Source organism: Herbiconiux sp. UC225_62 (genome assembly GCF_042694625.1).
Taxonomy (GTDB): Bacteria; Actinomycetota; Actinomycetes; order Actinomycetales; family Microbacteriaceae; genus Herbiconiux.
This window is the reverse complement of sequence record NZ_CP170551.1, coordinates 3144467-3161956: the sequence shown is the minus strand read 5'-3', so window position 1 is coordinate 3161956 and position 17490 is coordinate 3144467. Positions and strand designations below refer to the sequence as shown.

Below are 17490 nucleotides of genomic sequence, written 5' to 3'. Positions count from 1 at the left end.
GTGCAAGATGATTTGACGATGGCGATCCGCGAACTGAAGCGGCACAGCGACGAGCTGCTCGCGTCGCGCGTTCTGAGCGACAGCGACGAACCTGCCGGCGCCATCCGGTACGCGCTGCAGATCCAGGCGGCCGCCGACGACGTGGTCCGGGCTGTCGTGCAGCAAGCGCGCGAACGCGGCGTCACGTGGCAGACGATCGGCGACGCCCTGGGAGTGAGCCGGCAGGCCGCCTTTCAACGCTACGGCAAGCCGATCGATCCAAGAACAGGAGAACCCATGAACACCACCCCCCTCTCCGACGCCGCCGTGCTGGCACGATCGGTGGTCGACGATCTCGCCGCCGGGCGCTGGGAGCTCGTGACCGAACGGTTCGACGGGGCGATGCGCGACGGCTTGTCGGAGGATTCCTTGGCGGCGGCGTGGGCGCAGATCGTGGGCACCTCCGGCGCTTTCGAGAGCCAGGGCAACCCGGTCGTGACCCGGGCCGGCGACATCACCGTCACGAACACGCCGCTCTCGATGGAGGCGGGCGACTACACGGCACGCATCGCCTTCCGCGACGACGGCACCATCGCCGGCCTGCACATTCTGAGCGAGCCGACGCCGTGAGCACCGCGAGCCCGGGAGGCGCCGCGAGCGCCCTCGTCGCCGAGAACTCCGCAGAGGTCGCGAGCGCCGCGACCCACCGAGCACCAAGAGCAGACAGCGGGCGCGGCACTGGGCCGGATGACGGCCACCCCGCCCGACTCAGTCGCCGCGACATCCGCTCCATCGCCGTCTTCGTGGCGATCGCGTTCGCCCTCGCCTGGCTTCTCGCCCTCCCCCTCTGGTTCGGCGACGGCCTCGCCAGCCCGCTCTTCCCGATCATCGCCGTGGCCATCATGGCCACCCCGGCCACCGCGGCGCTCATCGTGGTGTTCTTCGTCGAGCGCCCCAGCCACCGGGCGCGAACCCTCGGGTTGTGGCCCCTGAAGCCGGTGCGCCGCCTGATCGGCTATGCCGCTTGGGGAGTCTTCGTGCCGATCGCCCTGGTTCTCGTCGCTCTGCCTATCGGCGCCCTGTTCGGCGTGTATCCCGCCGACTTCGTGAACTTCTCGGGGTTCGAACAGGTCATCACCGAGCAGCTGCGCGCCGCGGGTGTAAGTGAACTGCCGATCCCGGTCGGCACGATCGTCGTGATCCAGCTCGTGATGCTGCCCGCGGCAGCCTTCATCAACCTCGTTCCGGCGCTCGGCGAGGAACTCGGATGGCGGGGCTGGCTGCTACCCAAGCTGCTGCCGCTCGGGCCGGTGCCGGCGATCGTGATCTCGGGCGTCATCTGGGGGTTGTGGCATGCCCCGCTCATCCTGCTCGGCTACAACTACCCCGACGCGCCCGGCTGGCTCGGCCTCATCGCGATGGTCGGGGTGTGCATCGTCTTCGGTGGGGTGTTCGGATGGCTGCGCCTCCGATCCGACTCGGTCTGGCCCGCCGCCCTCGCGCACGCGGCCTTCAACGGCGCGGCAGGCACCTACCTGGTGTTCTCCCTGGCCGGCGAGCACATCGACACCACGCAGGCGACTGTGCTCGGGTGGAGCGGATGGATCGTGCCGCTCGCGCTCGTGATCGTGCTCGTCGCCACCGGCCAGTTCCGTCGCCCCTGGCGCGAAACGGCCGAAGCGCCCGAATCGCTCGCGGCGGCCTAGGGGCGCACGCCGTCGGCGTCGGCCGCTATGAAGCGCGTGCGGAGGGCCTCGATCTGCTCGTCGGTGAGACCGAGGCCGGTTCGCGCGTAGGCGTCGATCGACCCGTACCGGCTGCGCACCTCGTCGAGGGCCGCATCGAGGTAGCTGTTCCGCACCTCGAGGATCGGCTGGAGAAGGGCCGTATTCACGCCCTGGGCCTCGAGCGCGGCGAGCATGGGCTGCAGCGCGGGTGCGAGGTCGGTGTTGGTCTGCAGGTAGTCCGACCGCACATCGGCTTCGGATGCGCCGAGCAGCAACAGGAACGACGCCGCGGCCCAGCCGGTGCGGTCTTTGCCGGTGGTGCAGTGGAAGAGCGCGGCCCCGGTTCGCTGCTCGTCGATGAGGTCGAGGTAGAACTGCCGATAGGCGGCGAGAGCCGACGGCAGACTCACGAACGAACGGTTGGCGTCGGCGAGGTAATCGGCGGCGCGCCCTTCGCCGAGGGCCTGCTCGAGCCCCGCCGGGTCGGCGAGGAGGGTGGGGATGCTCGCGGCCACGTTGTCGGGGGCGTCGGCCACGACGTCGAGCCACACGGAGCGAGTGGTTTCGGCGAGGTGATCGGGCGCGTCGTCCCGCTCCGCCTCGGTGCGGAGGTCGTACACGGTCGTGATGCCGAGCTCTGCGAACGCGGTTCCGTCGGCTTCGTCGAGGTTCGCGAGCGACGCCGAGCGGTAGAGCAGGCCTGGTCGAACGATGCCGCCGGCGACCGGGATGCCGCCCAGGTCGCGCATGTTCGGTGCGCTCGCAAGCGGCACGCGGCGGTCGGGAATCATCCGGTCGGTCACGGGAACTCCGTTCGTTGTCAAATCGTCGACGGTTCAGATCGCTTCGGGGCGCGGCAGCGTCCAGGTGCCGTCGAGCACGGACTGGTGCGGACGGTACAGCCGTAGCACGTAGTTCCAGCCCGGCATGATCGGGAGCGCGTTCGCGACGCCGTCGAGCTGCACGCCGAAGCGGATGGTGACACCGCCATCGGCATCCCGGACGGCCGTCAGGCTGTTGATGCTGTTCACGCCCAACGCGTTCTCCTCGAAGTATCCGGCCGCGTTGTAGAGCGAGACGGACCAGAAGGCGTCGACCGGGACATCCAGGAGGCGCAGACGATATTCGGCGACCGGTAGGCCCTCGTCGACGTTGACATAGGTGGCCTCCACCTCCGGCAGGCCACCCCAGCCGGAGGCGGTGCCCAGCAGGTGCATGATCGGATCGACCTCATCCGCCGTGCCGAAGGAGTGGTCGTACTTCGTGACGCCTCGAGCCAGCGTGAGGATGGCTTCGCGCGTTTCTTTCTGCGACGGCCCGTCGTAGTCGGGCAGCGGGAACGGGCCCGTGCCGCCGCCAGCGATCTCGAGGTCGTCTTGCAGCCGGTTCACCTCGGCCACGTCGTCGGGATCGGTCGGATCGACGAGGATGCGCACGATCAGCGCGGCGAAGTCGGTGCCGACCAGGTCGCGCGTGAGCACGTGCTCACCTGGCTCACTGAGGATGACCGGGCCGTAATGATCCTGATCGACCACCCAGACCGAGATGTACCGCCCGTCGGTATCCGGGAGCGTGACCGTGGCCCCCTCACGCACGTCGATGACGGCGAAGCTGTAGAGGGTGTCGCGGTTCTGACGGATGACGGGCTGGTCACCGAGTGAGTCGAGTGCACGCGTGTGGTTCCACGTGCCCAGTCCGGCGGCGGCCAACCGGGAGAACATGAGATCGGATTCGGCCCGGGTGAAGTTCTGGACGGTCACGGGGATTGCGCTCACGGCAGGTTCCTTTCCAGATCGAGAGCCTCAGGGCGGTCACGGCAGGGTCTCGGCCAGTCTGCCGCACCCGTGATCGCACCTGAGCAGGCCGGGGCGAATCCGGGAGGAAATGGTGACGGCTGAGAAGAATCGTGCGCCACCGGTCTACCGCATCGGGCGCGCAAGTGCCCTCCGCATCCTCACGACCGAGGTGAACCCCGAGTCGGAGGCGATCTCAGCCGTCGCGACCGCCTCCCGCGGGTCGACCGACGTCAGCAGTCGCCTCGCTTCGACGACCCGGAGGCGTTCGATCTCGCGTCGCGGCGTCGAGCCCATTGATTCGTAGGCGCGGTAGAGCGAGCTCACACTCACGGCCAGCGTCTTGCGAAGGGCCTCCACCGAGAATCCGGGATCCCGGAAGCTCTCGCGGATGGTGATCTGCGCCGCCAGGAACAGGCCATCACGATGCACCGGATCAACGCGCGGAGGTCGGGAGAGGTCGGCGACGGCTGCGGCCACCAGGTGCTCCATCGCGATGCGCGTGTGACGCGACGGGTTCGCCGCCGCGGCTCCCCCTCCGGCGAAGGAGGCGTTGGTGACCGAGGTCAGCGCCAGCAGAGCTCCCCGCGACACCGACCTCGGTTCGCCCATGGCATCGCGAAACTCACGGCCTTCCAGAAAGCTCTGCCGGAAGAACCAGCCGTATCGCGCGAACGGGGTCGGCGAGTGGGCCTCCAGCGCTGAGTGTCCGCGAACGAGGAACACCTGGCCGGCTTCCACCGGCACGCGATGACCCTCGACGGAGATCTCGGCGGAACCTTCGACGAGCGCCACGACGTGAACGAGCCCTTCTCTGCTCGCGAGCGCCGTGCGCATCCCGCCGCTCCACAGCCGGGCGAAACCGAAGGTCGCGTCGCCGACTTCGTCGAACTCGTAGAGCTCGGGTTGGTTCTCAAAACTCCACCCGTGCTTCAGACTGCGCTTCACCGTCGTCCATCCACAGCGACCACCCCCGGCCCGGATACGTGCACCTTCGGATGCTATCGGACGAGTCGCCGGGAGGCGGAGCGGTCGGCTCCGATAGCGTGGTGGTGCCGGAACGACGACGAGGAGCGCAGACATGAGCACGATCGATCCGATCGAGGCCCGACAGCGCCGGGAGGCGGCCCGGGATCGGATCGCCGGCGGCCCTCTTCGGCGTGGTGATCGGGCTCCTGATGATCTTGGTGGGCGCTGCACTCGAGGTGCGTGCCCTCTTCGGCTTCGCCGAGTTCGGTGCGATGGGCGACACGGCTGAACCGCCGCTGGCGATCTTCGGGATGATCGTCGGTCTGCCCCTGCTGATCATCGGCTTCTTCGTGCACATCGGTGCGAGCCGGCGATTCACCGGCAAGCTGATCTCGGCGCCCGTGGTCGGGCCGCTGCCGATCCTGTTCGTGGGGCTGGCACTCGGGGCGTGGTGGGGCGTGCTCTCGCTGCCTTCGCCGGGCGCGTTCTGGCTGGTGCCGATCGGGCTGAGCATCCTGGCCCTCGCCTTCCTGCTGCTCGGGGCCGTCGTGCGGGCCCGCCGCCGGTCGCAGAAGGACGTGCTCGCTCACCTGCTCGCGCACGGCCGCATCGAGCAGGGCGTGATCGTCGAGATCCCCGAGATCGATCCGACGTCGGGGGGCCTCTTGGGGACGGTGACGGTGAAGTTCACCGACGCGACCGGTACCGACCGGTGGGTGCAGAAGACGGGACAGTGGCCCCGCCGTGATCTCCCCGTCACCGGAGACCCGGCTAGCGTGCTCTACGACCCCGCCCGCCCCGCCGACACCTCCCGCATCTGGCTGGCGCCCCTCGGTTCGCGCACGGCGGCCGACTTCACCCGCTGGCACGCGTAGCCCGCGACCGCCGCGAAGGCATGCAGCACCACCTCTTCCTATCTCAGCCGAGCGCGAACGCCCCGAGACGCCCTTGGATCGAATGGGAGGGGCGGGCACTATGAATGTATGAGCGCTGCGCTGCCTTCTGCTGTTCCGCCGGCCGTCGAGAGGTCGTCGTTCGACGACCTGAAGGCGCGGCTGGCTAGGCGACGACCGGTGCGGGTGGCCTCGGCTCTCCCCGACGAGGCCGGAGTCGACCTCCAGGTGCTCGACGGCCTGCTCCAGTACTAGCAGGACGAGTACGACTGGGCCCCTGTTGAGGAGCGTGTGCGCGCCATCCCGTGGGAGGTCGCGGAGACACCGGGCGGCCCCCTGCGCCTGGTCGTGCAACGCGCACACGACGCCGACGCGCCGGTCGTCGTGTTGCTGCACGGGTGGCCCGACTCCATCTTGCGGTTCGAGCGAATCCTCCCGCTGCTCCGCGACGTGACCGTCGTCGTTCCGGCCCTGCCCGGGTTCCCGTTCGCCGCGCCGGTCGAAGGCGGCGGCCGGACGGCGGCCGAGATCGCCGACATGGTCGCCGCCGGTGTCGCCGCGCTCGGGTTCGATCGCGTCATCCTCTCGGCCGGCGACGTCGGCTGCGACGTCGCCGAGGCACTCGCCGCCGAACACCCCGAGCAGGTGTCGGCATTGCACCTGACCGACGTGTCGCAATACCACTACCTCCATGCGATGCCCGAGGATGCCACCCCTGAAGAGCGGGCCTACGAACGTCGCGGGCACGAATGGCAGGCCGCCGAGGGCGGTTACATGCACGAGCAGGGCACGAAGACCCGAACGGTCGCCACCGGCCTCAGCGATTCGCCGGCCGGCCTCGCCGCCTGGCTGCTCGAGAAGCTCACCACCTGGACCGACAAAGACGGCGACGTCTTCGAGGTGTTCACCCGCGGCGAGGCGCTCGACTGGATCAGCGCCTACTGGTTCTCCGACTGCATCGGCACGTCGTTCACCCCGTACGCGCTCAGCCGGGTTCCGGATGCGCTCCCCGTGGCTCCCGCGGTCTTCACGGTCTTTCCGCGCGACCTCGTCAACGCTCCGCGCTCCTTCGCCGAGCGCATCTTCGACGTGAAGGAGTGGTACGAGCTGCCGCACGGTGGCCACTTCGCGGCGGGGGAGCATCCGGACGACTACGTGCGCGGCATCCGGAGAGCCATCGAGGTGCGCACGACCTGAGCCCGGCTAGCGCAGGATCTCGACCATCAAGACCCAGGCGTTCACGATCGAGACGATGAAGATCGCGATGAAACCCCAGGCGATGTGGAAGAGGCCCTCGGGGTTGGCGAAGATGAGCAGGATGCTCCCCACGATCACGCCCGAGAGCTGGCCGACGTGCAGCACGATGGTGGGAATGGTGCGCGAGAGGCTCGGGCCGTCGTGGCTGCGCAGCATCCGGATAGCCGCGTCGACCTGGAAGCCGAGCGCCACGACCCCGAACGCCAGCACCACCCAGCCCAGCTTGTCGAGCGACTGCCCCGGCATGATCATGGCCAGCGCCGACACCAGGATGACGGCGATCGCGGCGATGGTCGAGCCCGCTCGGGCGGGCAGCGCCGACCCGGCGATGATCTGCTTCACGTTGATTTCTCTACGAGAGGTCGTCGAGGTGCAGCGACCAGACCCCGACGTGCAGCACGGTGTCGCGGTAGGGGAACTCCTCCTCGCCGAGGTGCGCGAAGCCGAGGCGCGCGCAGAGTGCGTTCGACGGGAGGTTCGCGGTGGCGGGGAAGGCGAGGATGTGGCGCCGCTCCGATCGTCGGCGCGCGTCGTCGAGGGCGGCGGCAGCGCCCGCGGCCGCCACACCGCGGCCCTGCGCTTCGGGCAGCACGAACCAGCCCGTCTCGAGGGTGTCTTCGTCGTTCCAGCGCGACTGCCACCAGTTGACCCCGCCGACCGGCACGCCGTCGAGCTCGATGGCGAAGATGCCCGCCTGCTCCTCCTTCACGAAGCGCAGGTACTTCTGGTGTCGCTCGAGCACCTTCTGCTCGGACTCCGGTCCGCCGATGTATTCGGTCATGGCCGGGGCGTTGGCGCGCACCAACAAGGGGAGGTCGGTCTCCGCCCAGGGGCGGATGGTCGTCGTCATGTCTCCATGGTCCCTGGCCGGATGCGACGACGCCAGGGGGGCGCCCTCGCGAGCGCGCATCCACGCGGACTGTCACTCGTGTTCGGGGAGGAGCGGCGTCGACCAGCCCGGGTCACGACCGAGCTGCGCCGCGCGCGCGACCGAGGTCGCACCGAAACGGTCGTGCACAGCGTCGAGAACCGAGTCGAGGCGCGACCCCTCGTTCCAGTCGATGGGCAGTTCGGGCTGGATGCTGTCGGCGCGCCCCAGCTGCGAGAGCGAGACCCCGATGAGGGTGATGCCCCGCTCTTCGATCTCCGATCGAGCGGAGGCGAGCAGCTCCTGCGCGACGGCGAGGAGCACCGACGTGCGGTCGGTCGGCACGCCGACCGTGCGCGACCGGGTGGCTTTCGCGAAGTCGCCCCAGCGCAACCGGAGCACGACAGTGCGGCACACGCGATCACCGTCGCGCAGGCGCCGAGCCAGCCGATCGACGATCTGCGTCAGGATGACGTCGAGCTCGGCGGCCGGGCGCGGGCGGCTGCCGAGCGCGCGCTGCGACCCGATCGATCCGCGGCGGCGCGTGGTGTCGACCGGGCGCGGATCTCGCAGGCGCGCCAGCGCGTGCAGGTGCGCTCCGGTCGCGCGCCCCAGCAGCCGTTCGGCGGTGGCTTCTTCGAGCTCGGCTAGCTGACCGACCGTGCGGATGCCGAGCCGGTGCAGCTTCTCGGCCGTGACGGCGCCGACGCCCCAGAGTCGCTCCACCGGGAGCGGGAGGAGGAACGCCTGCTCCGCATCGGGCTCGACGACGAGCAGCCCGTCGGGCTTGCTCACCGCGCTGGCGACCTTCGCCAGGAACTTGGTGCGCGCCACCCCGACCGAGATCGCCAGCCCGACCTCCGTGCGAACCCGCTCGCGCAGACGCACCGCCACCTGCTCGGGTGTGCCGGCGATCCGCCGCAGTCCCCCGACCTCCAGGAACGCCTCGTCAATCGACAGACCCTCCACCAGCGGTGTCGTGTCGCGGAAGATCGCGAACACGTCCCTACTGGCTGCGGAATAGGCATCCATCCGCGGCGGCACGACCACCGCATCCGGGCACAGCTCCCGCGCCTGCCGCCCGCCCATGGCCGTGCGCACCCCGCGCGCCTTCGCCTCATAACTGGCCGCCAGCACCACTCCGCCGCCAACGATCACCGGCCGGCCGCGCAAGCCCGGCGCATCGCGCTGCTCGACGGATGCGTAGAACGCGTCGAGATCAGCGTGCAGCACGCTCGCCTCGCCCCGCATCCTGCTCCGCCTCCCGCGCTCATCCGTCACGCCGATCGTCGCACGCACCGACGACATCGGCCAGAGTCGTCCACCTGCCGCCGTCGCGACCCTGATCAGCTCGTCGGCGCGCGATGCGAGGATGGTGCCGTGGACAGGAAGCGCAAACGGCGTCGGGCGGATGTCACGGGCCTCGAGCTCGTCGGCGGCCCGGAGCGACTCGAGGTCGAACTGCACGACTACGACGAGCGGTGGGCGGACGTGTATCGGGAGCATCGGGCGCGCATCCTCACTGCCCTCGCGGACGCGGACGTCGCGATCGAGCACATCGGGTCCACCTGCGTTCCCGGATTGGCTGCCAAGCCGATCGTCGACATCGTGCTGGTGGTGCCCGACATCACCGCCGAAGAGGACTATCTGGAGGCACTCCTCGCATCCGGCTACGTGCTGAGGGTTCGCGAGCCCGGGCATCGGCTCGTGCGCACGCCCGCGCGCGACGTGCACGTGCATGTGTACGAGAACGGTGACGCGGCTGTCGAGGAGTACCTCCTGCTCCGCGATCGGCTGCGCTCCGACGCGGGCGACCGTGCCCTCTACGAGAGCACCAAGCGAGAACTGCTCCGGAAGCGCTGGGAGGACATGAACGACTACGCCGATGCCAAGTCGGAGGTCATCGCCGCGATCAAGCGGCGCGCGAGGGCGATTGCGCCGTGATGTGGCAGGGTGCTGGTGTGCCCTCTTCGCAGACGCTGAGCCTCGACGACCGGCGGCTCGTCGCCGCCTGGGCGGCCGACTGCGCCGACGGGTTCTGCCCCTGTTCGAGGCGGAGGCGCCTGCCGATGACCGGCCGCGCGACGCGATCGCCCGCGCACGCGCGTTCGCCCGCGGTGAGCTGGATGCCGCCGGTGAGATCCGTCGCCGATTCGTGGCCGGGCGCGCCGCGCATTCTGTCACGTCGCCCGCGGCCAAAGCGGCCGCCTGGGCCGCGGCGCAGGCGTCGGGTGTGGCCCACATGGGCGCACACGCCCTCGGCGCGGCGGCGTACGCCGCGAAGGCCGCGGGCGCGAGCGACCCCACCGAGAACGACTGTGGGGCTGCCGAGATCGCGTGGCAGATCGAGCACATGAGCGATGCCGTGAAGGTGGCTCTCGGCCGACTTCCCCTGCTCGGGCACGATTCCTCCGGCCCGCTCGGCGCGGGACTCCTGGCATCAGGCGAACTCGGAGCGAACATCCGCGACATCCAGGCCGCCCTATCGCAGACGCGCTGACGCCTTGACGCACACGCCCTGATCAGGCGGAGCGACCACGCCACTCCTCAGATCATCGGCGTCGAAGACCGCCGCTTCTTCGCCCGGCGACGCCGCGCCGCGAGCAGCACCGCCAGCACCGGGAGCCCCAGCGCGAAGAGCCAGAACACCACGATCGAGACCACCCACAGCGTGCGCGCACTCGAGAAAGCGCCCTCCGCCTCCCGCACGGACTCCTCGGTGACGGGCCGGATGCTACCCACCGGACCGTGCAGAACGGCACGCGGCGGGTCGTCGAGCGCGACGAGGAAGGAGAGCTCCTCCGGATAGTCCGAGGAGGGAGGGAAGCCCCACTGCTCGTCGCCTTGGAAGACCACGGTGACATCCTCTCCGGAGCCGTCACCGGCATCCGGAACCGTCACCTCGTAGAGGCTCGACGTCTTGGGCAGGCCCGACGAGGTCTCGACGTCGGTGAGCACTCCCGTGAGCACCAGGTTGTGTCCGACGACGTCGCGCTGCAGCGCCAGCTCGTCGGCCGCCGAATCCTTCGCCACCCCGAACAGACCGAGCGCGATGACGGAGGGGACGAGCAGAAGGGCGAACACCAGCCACACGGGCCAGGACGGGAACGGTCGACCCTGGGGTCGAGGCACGGGCGGGAGCGCCGGCACCGCGCTCGGGCCGCTCACGGCCGGCCGAAGATCTGCGTGCCGTCCTGCGTGAAGACCACCACGTCGTCCACCGTCCACCCGTTGCGCTCAGCGCGGGTGATCTCCACCTGCTGCCGCGCGGCCGCGACCGTCTCCGAGGTGAGGTCGAGCGGCAGCAGAGTGCCGTCGGCGGCGACGGCCGGGAAGAGGATGACATCGACCACGTGATCGGCCTTGAGGCGGTAGTGCGTCGACGCGAGGTTCAGTCCGGCCGGCCCGACGAGCGGAGTGGCGACCGTGGCGACCACCGTGCCCTGTGGGTAGAGCTGCTTGCCGTCGAGGTTGAACATCGGCGGCGCATCCAGGCCCGGTGTGAGCGTCGACGACTCGGCTGCCAAGCCGTTGTCGGCCAGGATCGACGCGAACACCGGAACCACTGCGCTGGGGCGCACACCGGCGACGAGCGGGTCGTAGGTCACGACGTACTCCGCATCCAGCCCGGCGGTGGTGATCGTCGCCTTCGGGATGGAGACACCGTCGACGCCCAGGAGGTCGGCCCACACCGCGGTGACGGCACCGAGCGCCTCGGCGCCGGCCTCGGGGTCACCGTCGAGGCGCATGGTGGCCTGGTCGGTCGGGAGGTTCTCGCGTTCGCGTCGGATCTCGAGCTCATAGGCGGCCGGTGCCGCTTCCGACGACCGGATGCTGCTGATCGCCGTCGTCGTGATCTCACCGGTCCGCGCGAGGTCGTCGATCGTGATCGTGGCCGAGAACTCGTCGTCGGTGGTGTATCCGGTGGTCGAGAGCTTCGCATCGACGACGCCGTCGAGCGCTTTCAGCTGCTCGGACAGATCGCGGAGCACCGTCTTGTCGGGCTCGGGCGAGGGCGCCGGCTCGGTCGTGCATCCGCTGAGCACGAGCGCCGCGGCGACCGCGACTCCCGCCACTATGGACCCCGCCCACATCCGTCGTCGCCGCACGCCATCCCCCGTTCCACCCGGCCGGTGCCAGGAACCCTCGACGCTATCCGGGCCGCGAGCGGCTCGCGATGGGGAGAACTCCCCCATGCCCACTCCCGCGCCTCGGCCCATTCCCCGAGGAGGGGCTGAGTAGCATGCAGGGCATGGTCATCAAACTGGAAAACGTCGGGATCGCCGTGCGCGACCTCGACGAGACGATCGCCTTCTTCACGGATCTCGGGCTCGCGGTGCTGGGGCGCGACACGGTCAGCGGCGAGTGGGCCGACACCGCCGTGGGCCTCGACGGCAACCACGCGAAGATCGCCGTCCTGCAGACGCCGGACGGTCAGGGACAGATCGAGTTGTTCGAGTACATCCATCCCGACGCCATCGAGACGGAGCCCACGCTCCCCAATGAGATCGGGATGCATCGCATCGCCTTCTCGGTCGACGACATCGACGCGGCGCTCGAGATCGCCGCCCGGCACGGCTACCACCCTCTCCGCGGCGTGGCGACCTATGAAGACGTCTACAAACTCACCTACCTCCGCGGCCCGAGCGGCATCCTCGTGATGTTCGCGCAGGCCCTTCAAAGCGCGTAGACGCGCGCCTCCCAAGGGGCGAATTCCGCTGCCGCCACGGTCTTCGCAGGGAGATTGGTGAGGAGCAGGGATGCGTCGCGCCAGGGTTCGAGGCCCCCGTCGAGCTGCACGACCCGCGACACCGACGACAGGTTCGCGACGACGAGGAGAACGTCGTCGTCGAGTCGCCGCTCGAAGGCGAAGACCTCGTCCGATCCCGCGGGTACGCGACGGAAGGTGCCGTCGGCGACCACCGACCGTTCGTGCCGCAGACGGATCAGCGACCGGTAGTGCTCGAACACCGATCCCGGCACGCCGTACTGCGCCTCGGCGTTGATCAGCGCCGCGTTCGGGTTCACCGCGGTCCACGGCTCCCCGGTCGTGAACCCGGCATTCGGCGACGCATCCCATTGCACCGGCGTACGGGCGTTGTCGCGCCCGATGCGACCGATCCCGACGAGCAGATCGCCCTCGACTCCCCCGGCGTCGGTCTGCTCCCGGTAGTGGTTGAGGCTCTCGACATCCCGCACGTCGTCGATCGAGGCGAACGGATGATTCGTCATCCCGAGTTCCTCGCCCTGGTAGACGTAGGGCGTGCCGCGCTGGAGGTGCAGGATCGTCGCCAATGCGGTCGCCGACTCGCGCCAGAACTCGCGGTCGTCGCCGAAGCGGCTCACGGTGCGGGGCTGGTCGTGGTTCGACAGGTAGAGGCTGTTCCAGCCCGTGTCGGACAGCGCATCCTGCCAGCGGGTGAACGACGCGGCGAGCGCCCCGGGATCGGGCTCCCGATGCACGAACTTCGACGCCTCACCGTGATCGAGGCCGACGTGCTCGAACTGGAACACCATGTCGAGCTCGCGGCGTGCCGGGTCGGTGAAGAGCACCGCCTCCTCCGGCGTCACGCCCGGCATCTCCCCCACGGTCAGCAATCCGCTCCGCCCGTCGAAGACCTCGCGGTGCATCTCCTGCAGGAACTCGTGCAGCCGCGGTCCGTGCCCGTAGAACGGGAAGCCGTCGCCGTAGGTGTGCCCCTCGGCCACCTGACCGTCGGGGAGGTCGGGATGCTTGGAGATGAGGTTGATGACATCCATCCGGAACCCGTCGACGCCGCGGTCGAGCCAGCGCCGCATCATGGCGTACACGGCCTGGCGCACCTCGGGGTTCTCCCAGTTGAGATCGGGCTGCTTGCGGTCGAACAGGTGCAGGTAGTACTGGCCGGTCTGCTCGTCGAACTCCCAGGTCGAGCCGGAGAAGAACGACTCCCAGTTGGTGGGTTCGCTGCCGGGCCGGCCGGCGATCGTGCCGGGACGGGCGTCGCGCCACCAGTACCAGTCGCGCTTGGGGTTGTCGCGGGACGAGCGGGATTCGACGAACCACGGATGCTCGTCGGAGCTGTGGTTGACCACGAGATCCATGAGGATCTTGATGCCGCGAGCGTGCGCTCGATCCAGCAGTTCGTCGAAGTCGGCCATCGTGCCGAACACCGGATCGATGTCCTCGTAGTCGCTGATGTCGTAGCCGTTGTCCGCCTGCGGCGACCGGTAGATCGGCGACAGCCAGATGACGTCGACGCCGAGACGCTGCAGGTGGTCGAGGCGGTCGATCACCCCGCGGAGGTCGCCGATGCCGTCGCCGTCGGAGTCCTGGAAACTGCGCGGGTAGACCTGGTAGACCACGGCGCTCTTCCACCACGGGGTGACGGCGGGGGCTGCTCGGTCGGCGAGGGGATCAGCGGACGACATGGATGACCTGCCTGGCGGGGAGAGGGGCGGGGAGCATCCCACAGGCTATCCCGAGTGTCCCGGATGCGCCGCTCGCGTCCCTCACCGCATCGCGATGCAGGGATCGACTCGGTCACAACGCCTGCACGATGAGCAGCGCGCCGAGCAGGGCGACCACGCCGTTCCCGATCAGCGCCGACGCCCTCCGGAACGACGGAGTCGCCTTGCGCCGCAGGCCCGCACCGAGAGCGACCAGCAGGGTCTGCCATCCGAACGATGCGAGAGCAACACCGCTGACGAACGCCACCCTGGCTGGTGCGGACGACGCGATCTGGTCGACCCCGGGCAGGATGGCAGCGAAGTAGACCAGCGTCGCGGGGTTGATCGCGGTCAGGCCGAGGAAGAGGCCGAAACGCCGACGGGACGAACCGGATGGCTCGACCACCTCGGCTTCGTCGCGCCGTGGCCGTTTGCTCACGATCAGCCCGTACGCGCCGAGCGCCACGAGCACCGTGCCGCCGACGAACTGCGGCCAGGGCGCCCATCCCGCGATGACCGGCCCGATGAGCGCCCCGGCGGCCACCGCGACGACGCAGTAAGAGGTATCGACCACCGCCACAGCGATGGCGGCGGGGAGGCCGCGCCGCAGACCGCGAGTGATCCCTTCCTGGATGAGCAGCACGCCGATCGCGCCCAGCGGCGCAGCGACGGCCAGGCCGGCTACTAGCCCGGCCACCAGTCCGGAGCCGAGTGGCAGAAGCGCGTCCATGGAACGACTTTGGGCCATCCGCTCGACGCCCACTGCGCGTTCGTGCAGTCGATTGAGATGATGTGTCGTATGGATGCCACCGACGACAAGATCATCGATGTTCTCCGCGTGGACGGCCGTGCATCGTTCAGTGAGATCGGCCGCCGCGTCGGGCTGAGCACGAACGCGGTGGCCGCGCGCGTGCGGCGCCTCGAGAGGGACGGCGTGATCCTCGGCTACCGGGTGGTGCTCGACGCGGAGACGACGGATGCCGCCGGCGGACTCGAGGCGTTCATCGACGTGCGACTCGATCCCGCTCTCGACTCGGCGGCGTTCCTCGACTGGGCTCGGCGGGTTCCGGAGATCCGGGACGCCGTGCACGTCACGGGCTCCTACGACTACCTCGTGCACATCCGCGTCGCCGACACCGGAGCGCTCGACCGCTTGCTGCGCCGCCTCAAGAGGGATGGCGGTGCCACCCACACGCAGACGCGGCTCGCCCTCCGCTGACCGATATCTCGCGGCCGGGCGGGCGTGCGGGTGACAGAGTGGGGATGTGCCTGTCGTCGAGTCCCGCTGCATCGTGCCCGTGAGTGCCGAGATCGCGTTCGCGGTGTCGCAGACGACGGGAGACATCCGGATGCGGTGGGACCCGTTCATCCGCCACCAGCACCTGCTCGACGGAGCGACCGTGCCCGCGAAGGGCGTGCGCACCTTCACGGTGCAGCGCTTCGGGTTCCGGATGGTGAGCGAATACGTGTCGTACCATCCGCCGTCGAACGTGGGGATGAAGATGACGAAGGGGTCGTGGTTCTTCGAGCGACTCGCGGGTGGATGGCGGTTCAGTCCCGTCGAGGGTGACGCGAGCAGCACGCTCGCGGTGTGGCGTTACAACTTCAGCTGCAAGCCGCGATGGTTGGCGCCGCTGGCGGAGCGGATCGGCGCGGTGGTGCTGCAGCGCGACATCGATCGGCGCATCCGGGGGATTCGCCCGAGGGTGCGAGGATGCGGTGGTGCTGGCGCAGGTCAGAGGCGGCGACCGCGTGGCGGGCGGGGACGGCGTGGCGGGCAGCGACGTGGCGGGCGGGGGCGACGACCGGGCGGCGGGCGTCAGCGAGCCGGGGCCGAGCACCTAGGCGCCAGCCTCTCGGCCCCTCCGCCCCTCAGCCGGCGAACACCTCGGCGCTCGCGAAGGCGGCGTCGTCGGCCAACGGATCCACCAGTTCGGCCGGACACCCGAGGTAGATCGTTTGGCGCGCGTGGGCCGAGGCATCCGCCTCGAAACGGACGTCGAAGCGGTAGCAGGTGTAGACCTCGCTCGGTCCGCTGTAGACCCTGCCCGAGTCGTCGGGCCCGTTGGAGCGGGGGCCCGAGGCGATGAAGATGGAGAACGAGGCATCCGATTCCGTCGACACGGCGTCGTAGAGGATCGCCCCTCCCTGGTCGAGGCCGAGCTCGGGGACGGACGCGGCCGCACCGTCCCAACGGGGGGCGAGGATGCCGGCGAGGTACTCGTCGGGGTCGCTGACCGCCGGCGGGTACTGCTCGGGGATCATGGTGTGCAGGATGCCGATGGTCTCGTCGAGCGGGTCGAAGACGCTGGTCAACAGGGGGTCTTCGAAGGAGGCCATCCGGTCCCAGAGCTCGCCGTCGATTCCGCTGTCGTGACCGTGGTACTCCGTGCTGCAGGCAGCCAGAGAACCGGCGGCAGCGGTGCCCAGGAGGAGAGCCGCGGCGGGGCGGAGTCGGGTCGTGATCATCGGAGCTACTCTGCCACAGCTGTCGTGAAGGGTTCCGAACCTCGTCTTGCCCGCCCACATGCTTCGAGCGGCATACGTCCGCTCGTACAGTCGTTGTCATCGCGGATCGGCTGGGGGGCTGGGGATGTACGGAGACGACGGGAACGACGACACGACGGCCGCCACGCCGTCTCTGAAGCTGCTGCATCCGCTGTTCATCGGCGTACTGACGGCTGTCTACGCCCAGGTGACCGTCTGGGGACTCCTCGTGGCGGCGTTCACGAACGTCGCCGTCCTCTTCGTCGCGGTGGTCGCGATACCGGCCGTCTACGTGGTGCTGACCTCCTTGATCACCCGGGCGACCACCGGGCGCGCTCAGGTGTGGTGGAACATCGCCCTCACCGTGACGCTCATCGCCTTCGGGGTGACGATCAGTCTCGCCGAGGCGGCGCTCCCCGGCTTCGGTGGGGTGACAGCGCTCCCTCTCAGTCTCGGCCTCGCGGCGGCCGTGACGAGTCTGGTGGTGATGCCGCGACTGGTCCGGGTCGTGGGCCTCGCGGCGATCGCGGTCCAACTCGTGGTGGTGGCCATACCCTTCGCGTCGGCTCAGGCGGAGATCGACGAAGCGCAGAGCGCTGAAGACGCGGCCGAGCTGACGCGGCGGAACGACATGTACACCAGGCCCTACGTCGTGCCCGGGCTCGTCGTGCAGATCGTGCTGCCGAGCGACTATCAGACCGACGTGAGGCTCTCGCGCGATCCGACGGCGCTGCGGCGCGAGGACTTCCGGGTGGAGGACGGCGACGTCACGCTGAGCACCGCTCCGCTCGTCGAGGGAGAGAGCATCGAGAGCGAGGCCTGCGGCTGGATCCTGAATCCGGATGTCGGTGGCTCGACCGAGAACGTGTGCGAGCATCTCGATGCCGACACCTGGGTGCTCGAGGCGAACGGCGCGTTGTCGGTGGTGCGCATCCGCGACGACACGCGGCTCCAGATCAGCGACGGGCACGCCGATCCGGCCGAGCTGGTCGCGCTGCTGGACCAGGCTGAACTCATGACGGTGGAGGAATTCGGGGAGTGGAACTCCTGGCTGTTCGAGCGCGACAAGCGCGTCTGAACGGGCCCTC

At 69.5% G+C, this 17490-nt stretch carries 21 protein-coding genes and 2 pseudogenes; 11 read left to right on the top strand and 12 right to left on the bottom strand.

Features of this window, described 5'->3' with window-relative positions; genetic code table 11:
• Positions 1-18 precede the first annotated feature (18 nt).
• Together ACFJGU_RS15425 and ACFJGU_RS15420 are read left to right on the top strand one after the other, a co-directional pair.
• Positions 19-609: a DUF3887 domain-containing protein gene (locus ACFJGU_RS15425; protein WP_382304428.1), complete on the top strand. Its 591-nt coding sequence runs from the start codon at positions 19-21 to the stop codon at positions 607-609.
• Complete coding sequence (locus tag ACFJGU_RS15420) at positions 606-1685, top strand: CPBP family intramembrane glutamic endopeptidase (RefSeq protein ID WP_382304426.1); 1080 nt, start codon at positions 606-608, stop codon at positions 1683-1685. The genes ACFJGU_RS15425 and ACFJGU_RS15420 overlap by 4 nt, the downstream gene beginning before the upstream one ends.
• Here the strand turns inward: ACFJGU_RS15420 and ACFJGU_RS15415 are convergent.
• From ACFJGU_RS15415 to ACFJGU_RS15405, 3 genes are all read right to left on the bottom strand, one after another.
• On the bottom strand, positions 1682-2509 hold the full coding sequence (locus ACFJGU_RS15415) for a tyrosine-protein phosphatase (RefSeq protein WP_382304424.1): 828 nt from the start codon (positions 2507-2509) through the stop codon (positions 1682-1684). The genes ACFJGU_RS15420 and ACFJGU_RS15415 overlap by 4 nt on opposite strands.
• A 33-nt stretch (positions 2510-2542) precedes the next feature.
• A complete protein-coding gene (locus tag ACFJGU_RS15410; protein ID WP_382304422.1) occupies positions 2543-3481 on the bottom strand; it encodes a DUF1214 domain-containing protein in 939 nt (312 codons plus the stop codon).
• Between the two features lie 144 nt (positions 3482-3625).
• Positions 3626-4447 carry a hypothetical protein gene (locus ACFJGU_RS15405; RefSeq protein WP_382304420.1) on the bottom strand — a complete coding sequence of 274 codons (822 nt, stop codon included), beginning with the start codon at positions 4445-4447 and terminating at the stop codon, positions 3626-3628.
• 239 nt (positions 4448-4686) lie between these two features.
• On the opposite strand from ACFJGU_RS15405, the gene ACFJGU_RS15400 reads away from it, so the two are divergent.
• From ACFJGU_RS15400 to ACFJGU_RS15390, 3 genes and pseudogenes are all read left to right on the top strand, one after another.
• On the top strand, positions 4687-5343 hold the full coding sequence (locus ACFJGU_RS15400) for a DUF3592 domain-containing protein (protein ID WP_382304418.1): 657 nt from the start codon (positions 4687-4689) through the stop codon (positions 5341-5343).
• Positions 5344-5451: 108 nt separating this feature from the next.
• Positions 5452-5616, top strand: coding sequence for a hypothetical protein (locus ACFJGU_RS15395; protein ID WP_382304416.1), 165 nt, complete (start codon positions 5452-5454; stop codon positions 5614-5616).
• A 15-nt stretch (positions 5617-5631) separates the two neighbouring features.
• A pseudogene (locus tag ACFJGU_RS15390) lies at positions 5632-6558 on the top strand (alpha/beta fold hydrolase); the annotation flags it as partial.
• Positions 6559-6564: 6 nt separating this feature from the next.
• On the opposite strand, the gene ACFJGU_RS15385 reads toward ACFJGU_RS15390, so the two are convergent.
• The 3 genes from ACFJGU_RS15385 to dinB all read right to left on the bottom strand — a co-directional run bounded on the left by ACFJGU_RS15385 (position 6565) and on the right by dinB (position 8737).
• Positions 6565-6960 (bottom strand): hypothetical protein, encoded by a 396-nt coding sequence (locus ACFJGU_RS15385; RefSeq protein WP_382304414.1) that lies wholly within the window; start codon positions 6958-6960, stop codon positions 6565-6567.
• 10 nt (positions 6961-6970) lie between these two features.
• The gene (locus ACFJGU_RS15380) at positions 6971-7468 is read right to left on the bottom strand and encodes a GNAT family N-acetyltransferase (RefSeq protein ID WP_382304412.1); all 498 of its coding nucleotides are present in this window, start codon (positions 7466-7468) and stop codon (positions 6971-6973) included.
• A 72-nt stretch (positions 7469-7540) separates the two neighbouring features.
• The gene (gene dinB / locus ACFJGU_RS15375) at positions 7541-8737 is read right to left on the bottom strand and encodes a DNA polymerase IV (RefSeq protein WP_382310391.1); all 1197 of its coding nucleotides are present in this window, start codon (positions 8735-8737) and stop codon (positions 7541-7543) included.
• Between the two features lie 129 nt (positions 8738-8866).
• On the opposite strand from dinB, the gene ACFJGU_RS15370 reads away from it, so the two are divergent.
• A complete protein-coding gene (locus tag ACFJGU_RS15370; RefSeq protein WP_382304410.1) occupies positions 8867-9430 on the top strand; it encodes a GrpB family protein in 564 nt (187 codons plus the stop codon).
• Here the strand turns inward: ACFJGU_RS15370 and ACFJGU_RS15365 are convergent.
• Positions 9399-9662 (bottom strand): hypothetical protein, encoded by a 264-nt coding sequence (locus ACFJGU_RS15365; RefSeq protein WP_382310484.1) that lies wholly within the window; start codon positions 9660-9662, stop codon positions 9399-9401. The genes ACFJGU_RS15370 and ACFJGU_RS15365 overlap by 32 nt on opposite strands.
• Here ACFJGU_RS15365 and ACFJGU_RS15360 point away from each other — a divergent pair.
• Positions 9576-9986: a putative immunity protein gene (locus ACFJGU_RS15360; protein ID WP_382310389.1), complete on the top strand. Its 411-nt coding sequence runs from the start codon at positions 9576-9578 to the stop codon at positions 9984-9986. The genes ACFJGU_RS15365 and ACFJGU_RS15360 overlap by 87 nt on opposite strands.
• 47 nt (positions 9987-10033) lie before the next feature.
• On the opposite strand, the gene ACFJGU_RS15355 is transcribed toward ACFJGU_RS15360, so the two are convergent.
• Entirely contained in the window at positions 10034-10654 is a 621-nt protein-coding gene (locus ACFJGU_RS15355) for a hypothetical protein (protein WP_382304408.1), read from the bottom strand.
• Positions 10651-11562: a hypothetical protein gene (locus tag ACFJGU_RS15350; RefSeq protein ID WP_382304406.1), complete on the bottom strand. Its 912-nt coding sequence runs from the start codon at positions 11560-11562 to the stop codon at positions 10651-10653. Before ACFJGU_RS15350 ends, ACFJGU_RS15355 begins: the two co-directional genes overlap by 4 nt.
• Before the next feature lie 176 nt (positions 11563-11738).
• Here ACFJGU_RS15350 and ACFJGU_RS15345 point away from each other — a divergent pair, with 176 nt between their 5' ends.
• Positions 11739-12176, top strand: coding sequence for a VOC family protein (locus tag ACFJGU_RS15345; RefSeq protein WP_382304404.1), 438 nt, complete (start codon positions 11739-11741; stop codon positions 12174-12176).
• Here ACFJGU_RS15345 and ACFJGU_RS15340 read toward each other — a convergent pair.
• A complete protein-coding gene (locus ACFJGU_RS15340; protein WP_382304402.1) occupies positions 12164-13897 on the bottom strand; it encodes an alpha-glucosidase in 1734 nt (577 codons plus the stop codon). The two genes, ACFJGU_RS15345 and ACFJGU_RS15340, sit on opposite strands and share 13 nt — an antisense overlap.
• A gap of 112 nt (positions 13898-14009) precedes the next feature.
• Entirely contained in the window at positions 14010-14645 is a 636-nt protein-coding gene (locus ACFJGU_RS15335) for a LysE family translocator (RefSeq protein ID WP_382304400.1), read from the bottom strand.
• Between the two features lie 69 nt (positions 14646-14714).
• Between ACFJGU_RS15335 and ACFJGU_RS15330 the strand changes: the two genes are divergently transcribed.
• Together ACFJGU_RS15330 and ACFJGU_RS15325 are read left to right on the top strand one after the other, a co-directional pair.
• A complete protein-coding gene (locus ACFJGU_RS15330) occupies positions 14715-15134 on the top strand; it encodes an Lrp/AsnC family transcriptional regulator (RefSeq protein ID WP_382304398.1) in 420 nt (139 codons plus the stop codon).
• A gap of 46 nt (positions 15135-15180) precedes the next feature.
• Positions 15181-15652, top strand: a pseudogene (locus tag ACFJGU_RS15325) (SRPBCC family protein); the annotation flags it as partial.
• Positions 15653-15787: 135 nt separating this feature from the next.
• Here ACFJGU_RS15325 and ACFJGU_RS15320 read toward each other — a convergent pair.
• Positions 15788-16384: a hypothetical protein gene (locus tag ACFJGU_RS15320; protein ID WP_382304396.1), complete on the bottom strand. Its 597-nt coding sequence runs from the start codon at positions 16382-16384 to the stop codon at positions 15788-15790.
• 124 nt (positions 16385-16508) lie between these two features.
• On the opposite strand from ACFJGU_RS15320, the gene ACFJGU_RS15315 reads away from it, so the two are divergent.
• Complete coding sequence (locus ACFJGU_RS15315) at positions 16509-17480, top strand: hypothetical protein (RefSeq protein WP_382304394.1); 972 nt, start codon at positions 16509-16511, stop codon at positions 17478-17480.
• The last annotated feature ends 10 nt before the right edge of the window (positions 17481-17490 follow it).